The organism is Pseudacidovorax sp. 1753 (assembly GCF_040544975.1).
In the GTDB taxonomy this organism is placed as follows: Bacteria; Pseudomonadota; Gammaproteobacteria; order Burkholderiales; family Burkholderiaceae_C; genus Xenophilus.
In genome coordinates this window covers 129,384-142,462 of sequence record NZ_JBEPKY010000015.1, presented here as the reverse complement: position 1 = coordinate 142,462, position 13,079 = coordinate 129,384, and the positions used below count along the sequence as shown (strand labels likewise).

General features: G+C 69.7%; 11 protein-coding genes. 6 read left to right on the top strand and 5 right to left on the bottom strand.

Annotation, left to right across the window (positions count from 1 at the left end; genetic code table 11):
- Positions 1-57: 57 nt before the first annotated feature.
- From parC to ABIC63_RS19540, 4 genes are all read right to left on the bottom strand, one after another.
- Complete coding sequence (gene parC / locus ABIC63_RS19555; RefSeq protein WP_354321015.1) at positions 58-2,427, bottom strand: DNA topoisomerase IV subunit A; 2,370 nt, start codon at positions 2,425-2,427, stop codon at positions 58-60.
- A gap of 203 nt (positions 2,428-2,630) precedes the next feature.
- Complete coding sequence (locus ABIC63_RS19550; protein ID WP_354321014.1) at positions 2,631-3,617, bottom strand: lytic transglycosylase domain-containing protein; 987 nt, start codon at positions 3,615-3,617, stop codon at positions 2,631-2,633.
- A gap of 194 nt (positions 3,618-3,811) precedes the next feature.
- Entirely contained in the window at positions 3,812-5,788 is a 1,977-nt protein-coding gene (locus ABIC63_RS19545) for a DNA topoisomerase IV subunit B (RefSeq protein ID WP_294373210.1), read from the bottom strand.
- A 68-nt stretch (positions 5,789-5,856) separates the two neighbouring features.
- Positions 5,857-6,441, bottom strand: a complete 585-nt coding sequence (locus ABIC63_RS19540; RefSeq protein ID WP_354321013.1) for a Uma2 family endonuclease — start codon at positions 6,439-6,441, stop codon at positions 5,857-5,859.
- 129 nt (positions 6,442-6,570) lie between these two features.
- Between ABIC63_RS19540 and ABIC63_RS19535 the strand changes: the two genes are divergently transcribed.
- From ABIC63_RS19535 to ABIC63_RS19510, 6 genes are all read left to right on the top strand, one after another.
- Complete coding sequence (locus tag ABIC63_RS19535; RefSeq protein WP_294373207.1) at positions 6,571-7,785, top strand: MFS transporter; 1,215 nt, start codon at positions 6,571-6,573, stop codon at positions 7,783-7,785.
- Positions 7,782-7,931: a hypothetical protein gene (locus ABIC63_RS19530; protein WP_294373205.1), complete on the top strand. Its 150-nt coding sequence runs from the start codon at positions 7,782-7,784 to the stop codon at positions 7,929-7,931. Before ABIC63_RS19535 ends, ABIC63_RS19530 begins: the two co-directional genes overlap by 4 nt.
- Positions 7,928-8,521: a class I SAM-dependent methyltransferase gene (locus ABIC63_RS19525; protein WP_354321012.1), complete on the top strand. Its 594-nt coding sequence runs from the start codon at positions 7,928-7,930 to the stop codon at positions 8,519-8,521. The genes ABIC63_RS19530 and ABIC63_RS19525 overlap by 4 nt, the downstream gene beginning before the upstream one ends.
- A 1-nt stretch (position 8,522) precedes the next feature.
- The gene (dapA, locus tag ABIC63_RS19520; protein ID WP_476345651.1) at positions 8,523-9,449 is read left to right on the top strand and encodes a 4-hydroxy-tetrahydrodipicolinate synthase; all 927 of its coding nucleotides are present in this window, start codon (positions 8,523-8,525) and stop codon (positions 9,447-9,449) included.
- Between the two features lie 118 nt (positions 9,450-9,567).
- The gene (gene bamC / locus ABIC63_RS19515; RefSeq protein WP_043117943.1) at positions 9,568-10,656 is read left to right on the top strand and encodes an NlpB/DapX family lipoprotein; all 1,089 of its coding nucleotides are present in this window, start codon (positions 9,568-9,570) and stop codon (positions 10,654-10,656) included.
- Between the two features lie 3 nt (positions 10,657-10,659).
- The gene (locus tag ABIC63_RS19510) at positions 10,660-11,439 is read left to right on the top strand and encodes an MBL fold metallo-hydrolase (protein ID WP_294373199.1); all 780 of its coding nucleotides are present in this window, start codon (positions 10,660-10,662) and stop codon (positions 11,437-11,439) included.
- Between the two features lie 45 nt (positions 11,440-11,484).
- Here the strand turns inward: ABIC63_RS19510 and ABIC63_RS19505 are convergent, their stop codons facing one another.
- Positions 11,485-12,969 carry a putative bifunctional diguanylate cyclase/phosphodiesterase gene (locus tag ABIC63_RS19505; RefSeq protein WP_354321011.1) on the bottom strand — a complete coding sequence of 495 codons (1,485 nt, stop codon included), beginning with the start codon at positions 12,967-12,969 and terminating at the stop codon, positions 11,485-11,487.
- Positions 12,970-13,079: the final 110 nt, after the last annotated feature.

Below are 13,079 nucleotides of genomic sequence, written 5' to 3'. Positions count from 1 at the left end.
CGAGGCCGGCCACGGCGCCGAGCACCAGGCCGAGGGTGCTGAAGTCGATGCCACCCATCACAGCACCCTTTGGACCCAGTCGGGCGTAAAGGTGAACGAACCCGGCTTGCCCTTGCGGCCACGCGTGCCGCCCGCGTTGTTGAGCGTTCGGATGTCCAGCTGCTCGTCGCGCCGCTTGCCGCGGAAGTCGCCTTCGATGCGGATGCTGCGGGTGTAGGCCGCCGCGCCCGCGAGGCGCGCCTTGGGCGCGAGGTCCATCAGCGTGAGGCCGCGGCCGCCCTTGGGCAGCAGCTTCAATTCGGCAATGTCGAAGGTCAGGATCTGCCGGTCGCTCGCCACGCAGCACACATGGGTGGCAGCGGGCAGCGGCTCGGTGCCCGCCGCGCCGCCCACCAGGCTGGGGCGGCACAGCTGGTCGCCCTCGGCCACGTCCATGAAGGCCTTGCCGCTGCGGTGCCGCGACATCATGTGCTCGATGGCGGCGATGAAGCCGAAACCGCCAGTGCTCGACAGCAGCAGCTGCGCCGTCGGCGGACCGGCAAAGAAGTGCGACACCTGCGTGCCGGCCTCCAGCTCGATCATGGTGGTGACGGGCTGCCCATCGCCGCGCCCGCCCGGCAGGCTGGCCACCGGCACGGTGTAGACGCGCACCGAGCCGCCCTTGGCGGTGCCGAAGACCAGCAGCGTGTCCACCGTGCGGCATTCGAAGGCGCCGTACAGGCTGTCGCCGGCCTTGAAGGTGTAGTCCGCCTTCTCCGGATTCCAGCCCTTCTGCGTGCGCACCCAGCCCTTCTGCGACACGATCACCGTCACCGGCTCGTCCAGCACCTTGACCTCGGCCACGGCGCGCTTGTCGGCCTGGATGAGCGTGCGGCGCGGGTCCTCGAAGGTCTTGGCGTCGTGCTCGATCTCCTTGACCAGCAGGCGGCGCAGCGCGGCCGGGCTGCCCAGGATCTCTTCGAGCTTCTTCTGCTCGTCGCGCAGCTTGGCCAGCTCCTGCTCGATCTTGATGGCTTCGAGCCGGGCCAGCTGGCGCAGGCGGATCTCGAGGATGTCCTCGGCCTGCCGGTCGCTGAGGTTGAAGCGGGCGATGAGCGCGGCCTTCGGATCCTCGGCGGCGCGGATGATCGCGATCACCTCGTCGATGTTGAGCAGCACCAGCTGCCGGCCTTCGAGGATGTGGATGCGGTCCAGCACCTTGTCGAGCCGGTAGCGCGAGCGCCGCTCGACCGTGCGGGCGCGGAAAGCGATCCACTCTTCCAGCATCTGGCGCAGCGACTTCTGCGTCGGCTTGCCGTCCAGGCCCACCTGCGTGAGGTTGATGGACGACGAGGTTTCCAGCGAGGTCTGCGCCAGCAGCGTGGCGATGAACTCTTCCTGCGGAATGCGCGAGGTCTTGGGCTCGAAGACCAGGCGCACCGGCGCGTCCTTGCTGGACTCGTCGCGCACGGCGTCCAGCACGGCCAGCAGCGCGGCCTTGACCTGCTGCTGCTCGGTGGTCAGCGCCTTCTTACCGGCCTTGACCTTGGGGTTGGTCAGCTCCTCGATCTCTTCGAGCACCTTCTGGTTGCTCACGCCCGGCGGCAGCTCGGTGACCACCACCTGCCACTGGCCGCGGGCCAGTTCCTCGATCTTCCAGCGGGCGCGCACCTTGAGCGAACCGCGGCCGGTGCGGTAGGCGTCGGCGATGTCGGCCGCGCTGCTGATGATCTGCGCGCCGCCGGGGTAGTCGGGGCCGGGGATGAGGGCGAACAGCTCCTCGTCGCTGAGCTGGCCGCCGGCCTTGATCAGGGCCACGCAGGCGTCGGCCACCTCGCGCAGGTTGTGGCTGGGGATCTCGGTGGCCAGGCCCACGGCGATGCCGCTGGCGCCATTGAGCAACACGAAGGGCAGGCGCGCCGGCAGCTGGCGCGGCTCGTCGGTGGAGCCGTCGTAGTTGGGCACGAAGTCCACCGTGCCCTCGTCGATCTCGTCCAGCAGCAGCGAGGTGATGCGCGCCAGCCGCGCCTCGGTGTAGCGCATGGCCGCCGCGCCGTCGCCGTCGCGGCTGCCGAAGTTGCCCTGGCCGTCGATCAGCGGGTAGCGCTGGGCGAAGTCCTGCGCCATGCGCACCAGCGCGTCGTAGGCAGCCTGGTCGCCATGCGGGTGGAAGCGGCCGAGCACGTCGCCGACCACGCGCGCGCTCTTCACCGGCTTGGCGCCGACGGTGCCGTTGGCACCGCCAAAGCCCAGGCCCATGCGCGACATCGAGTACAGGATGCGGCGCTGCACCGGCTTCTGGCCGTCGCACACGTCGGGCAGCGCGCGGCCCTTGACCACGCTCAGGGCGTATTCGAGGTAAGCGGTCTGGGCGTAGTCGGCCAGGGTCAGGCTGTTCGGGTCCTCGGGCTCGGCGAGGGCCTGGGGGGCTTGGGTGTCGTCGTCCATCGTCTTGCGGAAAGTCGGGTTCTGGCGGGCGGCTGCATCAGGCAGCCGTCGGTCGTTGGGGTGGTTTGCGTTCTGCTACGGGTGGGCAGCGCAGAAGGGCGGGCTCAGCGTGAAGGGGGCCATCGCCTACGCGGCCACCGGGCCTGCGGCCTCGGTGCACGAAGCACCCCGCCGGGCGGCGGGCCGGCATCGGTCATGGCGTACTACTCGGCGCCGGCGTCGCGCTCGGCAGAGGGCGGCGCAATTTCCATGCGCACGCGCGTGGCGGGCTTGCCGGCGCGGTTCACGCTGGCCGTGAGCACACGCGCGGAGGCCGAGGGCTTGAGGTGCGCATAGAGCTGCATCACCGTCTTCACGTAGTTCTGCGTCTCGCGGTAGTCGGGAATGCGGCGGCCGGCGCGCTGCACGGCACCCTCGCCCGCGTTGTAGGCAGCCAGGGCGAGTTCCATGCTGCCGTCGAACATCTTGAGCAGGTCGCTGAAGTAGCGGCTGCCGGCGGCGATGTTGATGCGCGGGTCGGTGAGCTTGTGGGCCACCGTCTGCTTGGCGTCGGCACGCACGCCGTAGCGCTCGGCGGTGGCGGGCATCAGCTGCATCAGGCCGACGGCGCCCTTGGGCGAGACAGCGTCGATATCGAAGCCGGATTCGGCGGCCATCAGCGCGTGCAGCAGCGATTCGTCCAGGCCGTGCTTGCGCGCGGCCTCGCGCAGCGCCGTCTGCGCGGCGGGCGAGAGCGGCGGCTTTTCGACCAGCGCCAGCAGGCCCTTGCGCGGCGGCTCGCCGGCGGGAACGGCCGCGGGGGGCAGCGGACGGCGGCGGTCGATGGGATTCCAGCGGCTGTTGAGGACCTCGCCGTCGCGCACGATCAGCTCGTAGCGCTCATCGGCCCGGGTGTCGGCGAAATGCGGCTGGCCCTGGGGATCGAGGTAGCCGTAGACGGTGCCGCTCGCGCCGGCGCCGGTGCGGCGGGTCAGCAGTTGCTGCAGCGCCTGCGCCGCCTCGGCGGGCACCGCGTCGTCGGCGCCGAACCTGCCAGCGGTGTCGTCGCGCAGCACCAGCTGGTAGCGGGCGTCGAGCTTCTCAGCCGAGAAATGGGCGACACCGCGCTCGTCGGTGTAGCCGTAGAGGGCGGCATGGGCGGAACCGGAGACAAAGAAAAGAGCGCCCGCTGCAAAGCCAAGCGCCCGCATCCACTCCCTCCCCCTCTGGCGGAGGGCTGGGGTGGGGGCCAGCACCGCACGGCGCGCCCTATCGGCACTCACACGCTCGGCAGCTTCGACGACGAAGCCAACGCCGCGCCCCATCGAGCGCCCGCGGCCCCTCACCCAGGCTCTCCCCAGAGGGGAGAGGAGCAAAGCCAACACCGCGGCCGGGAATGACGCGCTCATACGTCGATCTCGACGTCGTCCGCGCGCAGTTCCATCAGCTCGCGGCGGGCGGCAGCCTCGCCCTTGCCCATGAGCTTGGTGATCTCGCCCTGCGTGTGGCTGAAGTCCAGCCGACCCAGGCGCACCTGCAGCAGGCGACGGGTGTCGGGGTTGAGCGTGGTCTCCCACAGCTGCTCGGCGCTCATCTCGCCCAGGCCCTTGAAGCGGCTGATGCTCCACTTGCCCTCGGCCACGCCGTCCTTGCGCAGCTTGTCGAGGATGGCGGTGAGCTCGGCCTCGTCCAGCGCATAGAACTTGGCGGCCGGCTTCTTGCCGCGGGCGGGCGCATCGACGCGGAACAGCGGCGGCCGCGCCACGTACACATGGCCGGCGTCGATCAGCTTGGGGAAGTGCCGGAAGAAGAGCGTGAGCAGCAGCACCTGGATGTGCGAGCCGTCCACGTCGGCATCGGACAGGATGCAGACCTTGCCGTAGCGCAGGCCCGACAGGTCGGGCGTGTCGTTGGGGCCGTGCGGATCGACACCGATGGCCACGGACATGTCGTGGATCTCGGTGTTGGCGAACAGGCGGTCGCGCTCCACTTCCCAGGTGTTGAGCACCTTGCCGCGCAGGGGCAGGATGGCCTGGCATTCCTTGTCGCGGCCCATCTTGGCGCTGCCGCCGGCGGAGTCGCCTTCGACCAGGAAGAGTTCGTTGTGGCCGATGTCGCGGCTTTCGCAGTCGGTGAGCTTGCCGGGCAGCACGGCCACGCCGGAGCCCTTGCGCTTCTCGACCTTCTGGCCGGCGCGCTGGCGCGTCTGCGCGGCCTTGATGGCGAGTTCGGCCAGCTTCTTGCCGTAGTCGACGTGCTGGTTGAGCCACAGCTCCAGCGCCGGCCGCACGAAGCTGGACACCAGCCGCACCGCGTCGCGCGAATTGAGCCGCTCCTTGATCTGGCCCTGGAACTGCGGGTCGAGCACCTTGGCCGACAGCACGTAGCTGGCGCGGGCGAAGACGTCCTCCGGCAGCAGCTTGACGCCCTTGGGCAGCAGCGAATGCAGCTCGATGAAGCTCTTGACGGCGTTGAACAGGCCGTCGCGCAGGCCGCTTTCGTGCGTGCCGCCGGCGCTGGTGGGAATCAGGTTGACGTAGCTCTCGCGCACCGGCTGGCCTTCTTCGGTGAAGGCCACACACCATTCGGCGCCCTCGCCTTCGGCGAAGGTCTCGGTGTTCTTGTCGGCATGGCCGGCGCCCTCGAAGAGCGGGATCACCGGGTCGGCGGTGAGCGTCTGCATGAGGTAGTCGCGCAGGCCGCCCTTGTAGAGCCACTGCTGCGTCTCGCCGCTCTTCTCGACCGTCAGGCTGACGGCCACGCCGGGCATCAGCACCGCCTTGCTGCGCAGCAGGTGCGTGAGCTCGCCCATGGGGAAGGCGGCCGATTCGAAGTACTTGGCGTCGGGCCAGGCGCGGACGGTGGTGCCCTGCCTGCGGTCGCCGCTGCCCTGCGCGCGCAGCTGCAGCGGCTCGATCACGTCGCCGGCGCCGAAGACGAGGCGGGCCACCTGGCCCTCGCGGTGCGAGACGACTTCGAGCCGCGTCGACAGCGCATTGGTCACCGACACGCCCACGCCGTGCAGGCCGCCCGAGAAGCTGTAGGCGCCGCCCTGGCCCTTGTCGAACTTGCCGCCGGCGTGCAGCCGGGTGTAGACCAGCTCGATGACGGGGGCCTTTTCCTCGGGATGCAGGCCGAAGGGGATGCCGCGGCCGTCGTCCTCGACGCTGACCGAGCCGTCGGTGTGCAGCGTGAGCTTGATCTTCTTGCCGAAGCCCGCCAACGCCTCGTCGGCGGCGTTGTCGATCACTTCCTGGATGATGTGCAGCGGGTTGTCGGTGCGGGTGTACATGCCCGGCCGCTGCTTGACGGGCTCCAGGCCCTTGAGGACGCGGATGGAACCTTCCGAGTAGCCGGAAGGCGTCTTGCTGGGGGTTGCCATGGCGGCGGATTGTAGTCACGGCCCACGGCCGGGACTGGATGCCCATCCAGCCCCTGCGGGAAGCCGCCTCAGGGCAGGCCGGCGAACAGCGCGGCGGCGGGCAGGCGCAGGTCAAGGCAGGCGAGCGGCACCGCCTCGCCCGGCGCCAGGGGCTGCAAGGCCCACAGGCCGTCGGCGCCCTTGCGGTAGAGGTCGATGCCACGTCGATGCGCGTCGATCAGCAGGTATTCGCGCAGCGAGGGCAGCCCGCGGTAATGCGTGAAGCGCACTCCGGGGTACAGGCTGCCGGCCCCGGGCGAAAGCACATCGGCGATGAACACCGGCTCGGCGACCGGCACCCGCCTTTCGCGGGCCGCGCCCGGGCAGCTGACCACCAGGTCGGGGTACAGGTAGGCAGCCGCACCGGGCAGGTACAGCCGCAGGTCCCCCCGATGGACGCGGCATGCGGTGCCGCGCAGATGCGCGCGCAGTGCCGCCGCGAGGTTGGGCGCCACCGCCGCGCGCGGGTCCGCAGCGTCGGCGGGGGCCGGTTCGGCCTCGTCGTGCACCGCGTAGACGCGGCCTTCCACGTACTCGTGCCGTCGTGCCTGGGTCGATTCCCAGGCCAAATAGTCCGCCTCCGTCATGCGCGGCGTGCTGGATGGCTGTGCCATGTTCTTCTCCCTGATCGTCGAGCCGCCGCGATGCTAGCGACAGCAAGGTGCGGACAGACCGCCGACAATGCGCCGCGCCCCTCGCGGGCCGCAATAGATCACAACACCCAGCAAGAGACACCCGCTTCCATGTCCTCCCCTGCCACCAACCTCTCCATGCGCCAGGTGCTGATCTGCGGCGCGATGGTCGTGACACTGTCCATGGGCATCCGCCACGGCTTCGGCCTGTGGCTGCAGCCCATCACGCAGGAGCAGGGCTGGACGCGCCAGACCTTCTCGCTGGCCATCGCCATCCAGAACCTGGCCTGGGGCGTGGCCGGGGTGTTCGCCGGCATGCTGGCCGACAAGCTCGGCGCCTTTCGCGTGCTGCTGATGGGGGCGGTGCTCTACGCCGCCGGCCTGGCCGGCATGGCCCTGTCGCCCACACCCCTGGTGTTCGCGCTCACGGCCGGCGTGCTGATCGGCATGGCCCAGGCGGGCACCACCTACGCCGTCATCTACGGCGTCATCGGCCGCCAGTTGCCGGCGGAACGGCGCTCCTGGGCCATGGGCGTGACGGCGGCGGCCGGCTCCTTCGGCCAGTTCTTCATGGTGCCGGTCGAGGGCCAGCTGATCCTGCAACTGGGCTGGAAGAGCGCGCTGCTGGCGCTGGCCGCCCTGGCACTGGTGATCGTGCCGCTGGCCTTCCTGCTGCGCGAGCCGGCCCACACGACGGGCGCGGGCCGGCGCGAGCAGACCATCGCCCAGGCCGTGGCCGAGGCCTTCCGCTACCCCAGCTTCGTGCTGCTGATGGCGGGTTACTTCGTCTGCGGCTTCCAGGTGGTGTTCATCGGCGTGCACATGCCCAGCTACCTCAAGGACCATGGCCTGGCGCCCCAGGTGGCGAGCTACGCGCTGGCGCTGATCGGGCTGTTCAACGTGATCGGCACCTACACCGCCGGCGTGCTGGGGCAGCGCTTTGCCAAGCGCAAGATCCTGGCCGCCATCTACCTGGGACGGGCGGTGGCCATCAGCCTATTCCTGCTGGCGCCGCTCACGCCGACATCGGTCTACGTGTTCTCGGCCGTGATCGGTGCGCTGTGGCTGTCCACGGTGCCGGCCACCAACGCCATCATTGCCCAGATCTTCGGCGTGGCGCATCTGTCGATGCTGGGCGGCTTCGTCTTCCTCAGCCACCAGGTCGGATCCTTCCTCGGCGTCTGGCTGGGCGGCTACCTCTACGACCGCACGGGCAGCTACGACATCGTCTGGTACATCGCCATCGCGCTGGGCATCTTCGCGGCGCTGGTGAACCTGCCTGTCAACGAGCGCGCCATCGAGCGGCGCGGACTGCAGCCGGCATGAAGCAGCGCCGCGACTCCGCCGCGCTCGGCCGCCGCATGGCGGCCTGGGGCATCGCCGCCGTGGCGCTCACGGGCGTCTTCCTGCTGTATGCGCAGCCGGACTTCCTGGTGATGCTGGGCAACCAGATCTGGACCTGCTTCGGATGAGCACGACAGGTCCGCAGCCGCCGCAGCCCCTGGCACCGCCCTCGCCCTGGGTTCAGCGCTGGGCCCATCTCATTCCCGCGGGCGGACGGGTGCTCGACGTGGCCTGCGGTGCGGGCCGGCACCTCTTCTGGCTGCAGAGCCAGGGCCATGCACTGACCGGCGTCGACCGCGATCCGGCGGCCATCGCCGCCCTGGCGCCCCTGGCACAGATCGGCGCCGAGATCGTGCAGGCCGACATCGAGGACGGCCCCTGGCCCTTCGAGGGGCGCCAGTTCGACGCCGTGGTCGTCACCCACTACCTCTGGCGCCCGCTGCTGCCCCGCATCGTGGCGGCCGTGGCGCCCGGCGGCGTGCTGATGTACGAGACCTTCGCCGCCGGCAACGAGACCGTCGGGCGCCCTTCGCGGCCCGACTTTTTGCTCACGCCGGGCGAGCTGATCGCCGCCAGCGCCGGCCTGCGGGTGGTGGCCTACGAAGACGGCTTCCTGCCCTCGCCCGAGCGCTTCGTCCAGCGCATTGCCGCCGTCCGGCCCCGGCCCGAAGAAACCCTTGCGCGACATCGCCTCGGTCCCTCCCAGGTCGCTGGCTAGAATCCGCGGTTCCGCGTTCACCGACAAAGAGAGTCCCTTGGAGCAACTGACTGGCAGCATCGTCGCGCTCGTCACGCCGATGCATGAAGACGGTAGCGTCGACTACGACGCGCTTCGCAAGCTCATCGACTGGCACATCGCCGAGGGCACCGACTGCCTGGGCGTGGTCGGCACCACGGGCGAATCGCCCACGGTGGACGTCGAAGAGCACTGCGAAATCATCCGCGTCACCGTCGAGCAGGCCGCCGGCCGCGTGCCTGTGATGGCAGGCTGTGGCGCCAATTCCACCCGCGAAGCCATCGAACTGGCCCGCTACGCCAAGGGCGTGGGCGCCGATTCGCAGCTGCAGGTGGTGCCCTACTACAACAAGCCCACGCAGGAAGGCCAGTACCAGCACTTCCGTGCCATCGCCGAGTCCGTCGGCGACCTGCCGATGGTGCTGTACAACGTGCCCGGCCGCACGGTGGCGGATATGGCCCACGACACGGTGCTGCGCCTGGCCCAGGTGCCCGGCATCGTCGGCATCAAGGAAGCCACCGGCAACATCGAACGCGCGCAGTGGCTGATCCGCGAGGCACCCAAGGGCTTCTCCATCTATTCCGGCGACGATCCGACCGCCGTGGCACTGATGCTCTGCGGCGGCCACGGCAACGTGAGCGTCACCGCCAACGTCGCGCCGCGCCAGATGCACGAGCTGTGCGCGGCGGCCATTTCGGGCGATGCGCGCCGGGCCATGGCGATCCAGCTGTCGCTGCTGCCGCTGCACCGGGCGCTCTTCGTCGAGCCCAACCCGATTCCCGTCAAGTGGGCGCTGCAGCGCATGGGCCGCATCGGAGCCGGCCTGCGCCTGCCGCTGACGCCCCTGGCCGGCCCCCAGCACGCCGCGGTCGAAGATGCCCTGCGCCAATGCGGCCTGGTGTCCGGCTGACACAAAGCTCAAGATTCGGCAACCTTTTGCCGCCCGGGCACTCCATCTGTCCCATGCGGCTGCCGTCGCCTCGACGGGCCGCCTGATTACCCCCCTCTCTTCGCCGAAGGAAGACGACTTGAACACCCCTTTGCGATTCGCCGTGCTGGCCCTGGCCACCAGTCTGGCCGCGTGCTCCGTGCTGGAGTCCGACAAGATCGACTACAAGAGCGCCGGCAAGGCCCCCACGCTGGAGGTACCGCCCGACCTGACCCAGCTCTCGCGCGACAACCGCTACGCCATTCCCGGCGGCGTCGTCTCGGCCAACGCCTATGAGGCGGGCCGTGCCAACGCCCCGGGCATTCCCACGGCCGTCGACAAGATCGGCGACGTGCGCATGGAGCGCGCCGGCAACGAGCGCTGGATCGTGGTCGACCGCCCGCCCGAGCAGCTGTGGGACACGGTGCGCGACTTCTGGATGGAGAACGGCTTCCTGCTGACCAGCGAACAGCGCAACCTTGGCATCATGGAAACCGACTGGGCCGAAAACCGGGCCAAGCTGCCGCAGGATCCGATCCGTTCCATGCTGGGCAAGGTGATCGACTCCGTCTACTCCACGGGCGAGCTCGACCGCTTCCGCACCCGCATGGAGCGCACCTCGAAGGGCACGGAGATCTACATCAGCCACCGCGGCATGCAGGAGGTCTACACCAACCAGCGGCAGGACCAGACCGTCTGGCAACCGCGTGCCGTGGACCCCGAACTCGAGACCGAATTCCTGCGCCGCCTGATGGTCAAGCTCGGCGTGACCCAGGAGCAGTCGCGCGCCGCGGCCGCTTCCGTGGCCGCTGCGCCCCAAGCCCGCGCCGCCACCATCGGCAACATCAACGGGCAGCCGGTGCTGCAGGTGGCCGACGGCTTCGACCGCGCCTGGCGCCGGGTCGGCCTCTCGCTGGACCGCACGGGCTTCACCGTGGAAGACCGCGACCGCTCGGCCGGCGTCTACTACGTGCGCTACGTGACGCCCAATCCCGACCGCAAGGAACCGGGCATCTTCGGCAAGCTCTTCAGCCGCGACAGCAAGACCGAGGCGCCGATGAAGTACCGCATCCGCGTGCAGTCGGAAGGCGACAAGAGCACGGTGACGGTGCTGAACGAGGCCGGTGCGCCGGAGAAGTCGGACAACGCCCAGCGCATCGTGCGCGTGCTGGCCGACGACCTGAAGTAAGGCGTGGCGCTGCGCTTTCGCAGCCTCGGCAGCGGCAGCAGCGGCAACGGCACGCTGGTGGAGGTGCGCAGCGAGTCGCGCACCTCGCGCCTGCTGATCGACTGCGGCTTCAACCTGCGCCAGCTCGACCAGCGGCTGGCGCGCGAAGGCCTGCAGGCGCGCGACATCGATGCCGTCTTCATCACGCACGAGCACGGCGACCACATCGGCTGCGCCCATGCGCTGTCGCAGCGCGAAGGCATCGATGTCTGGATGAGCGAAGGCACCTGGCTCGCCACTGGGGCCCCCGACTATGCGGGGCGCCTGCACTTGGCCCGCGATGGCGAGGCCATTGAGGTGGGCGAATTGCAGGTCCAGCCCTTCACCGTGCCCCACGATGCCCGCGAGCCCCTGCAGCTGCGCTGCACCGACGGTGCCCGCACTCTCGCCGTCCTGACCGACCTGGGCCATGCCAGCGCCCACGTCATGGCCCGGCTGGCCGGCGTGGATGCCCTGCTGCTGGAATTCAACCACGACGTGGCGCTGCTGTCGCAGTCGCGCTATCCGCCCTTCCTCAAGCGCCGCGTCGGGGGCAACTATGGGCACCTGTCCAACACCGCGGCGGCCGAGATCGCCCGGGCCGTGAACCACGGCGGCCTGCGCCATGTGGTGGCGGCCCATCTGTCGGAGCAGAACAACCGGCCGGACCTGGTGCGCCAGGCCATGGCCGAGGCACTCGGCGCCGCCGCCCACGAGATGCTGGCGGCCGACGCCGCCGAGGGCTCGCCCTGGCTCGACGCCTGAGCCTTCAGGACCGCCACCGCGCGCCTCCGGCCCGCGGGCACCGCTTCACAGGCCGGAGAGCCGGGTGCTCATGAACAGCGACTCGCTGAACGGCAGGGATTCGGGCCCGTCGGCGCTGCCGCTGTTGATCATGCCGGTCATTTCCTCGGCCGAGATCGGCTTCGAGAACAGGAAGCCCTGAAGCTCGTCGCAGCCCATCAGCATCAGCAGCTCGCACTGGCCCTGCGTCTCCACGCCCTCGGCCACCACCTTCAGGTTCAGGGCCTTGCCCAGGCTGACGATGGACGCGGCGATGGAGCGCGCGTCCTCGCTGTGCTCGAGGTCGGCCACGAAGGCGCGGTCCACCTTCAACTCCGAGGCGGGCAGGCGCCGCAGGGCGGCGAGGCTGGAATAGCCCGTGCCGAAGTCGTCGATGGAGACATGCAGGCCCAGCGAGCGCATGCGCTCGAAGGTGGCGGTGGCGGTGTCGGTGTGCTGCATGGCCACCGACTCGGTGATCTCGCAGGTGAAGCGGTTGGGCTGCAGGCCGTGGCGCTCCAGGCACTGGGCGATGTGATCGACCAGGTCTTCCTCCTGCATCTGCAGTGCGGAGATGTTGACGGCCACGCGCATGCGCAGCCCCATCGCCCGCCAGGACGCGGCCACACGGCAGGATTCCTCGATCACCCACCGGCCCAGCATGCCCATCAGGCCCGCGGACTCCGCCATGGGCACGAACACGGCCGGTGCCACGTTGCCACGCACCGGATGCTGCCAGCGCAGGAGCGCCTCGGCCGCGGTGATCTGCAGCGACTGGGCATCGACCTTGGGCTGGAACAGCAGGCGCAGTTCCTTGTTCTCCACCGCCGCGCGCAGGTCGTTCACGAAGAAGGCCTGCGCCCGCGCCTCCTCGGCGAAGGCGGGGTCGTAGACGCAGACCTTGCCCTCGCCATTGAGCCCGGCGCCCGCACGTTCGGCGGCCAGGGAGGCGAATTCGATGAGCCGGCCGCGATCCTCCGGAGCATCCGCCATGGCCACACCGAGCGAGGCGACGAGGATCACCTGGCCCTTGGCGGACTGCACCGGCAACGCCAGTTGCTCGAACGCCAGCTCGGCCACTTCGAGCAGGTCGGCACGGTTGCCGGGGATCGCCAGCGCGAACTCGCCCCCTTCCAGGTGCGCGGCCGTCGCGCCCGGCGGCAGGCAGCCCGACAGGCGCTGGGCGGCGAGCTTGACGATGAAGTCGCCGAATTCCTGGCCAAAGGCCTGCCGCATGCGCCGGAAGTGGTCCAGTAGCACCACAACGACACCGTGAGAGCCGACATGCGCCAGATCGTCGAGCGAAGCATCGAGCCCCTTGCGGTTGCGCAGGCCCGTCAGGGCGTCGCCCCACTCCAGCTCATGCTTCTGCCGCGAGACCGCCTGCAGCTCGCGCCGGATGCCCGCCGACTTCCAGCGCTCCCGCATCATCAGCAGCAGGGCGACCAGCGCGGCCAGCAGGCTCAATCCGATCAGGCCGAGCGAAACCTCGTCGAAGGCAGCGACTTTCATCGGAAGGACAGGCGGAACGGAAGGACGTCAGGGAGTCACCCAGATGATCGTCACTTTCGATCAGCCGGGCCGAAGCGTGTCTACATTTATCAACAATTTACAACTTATGT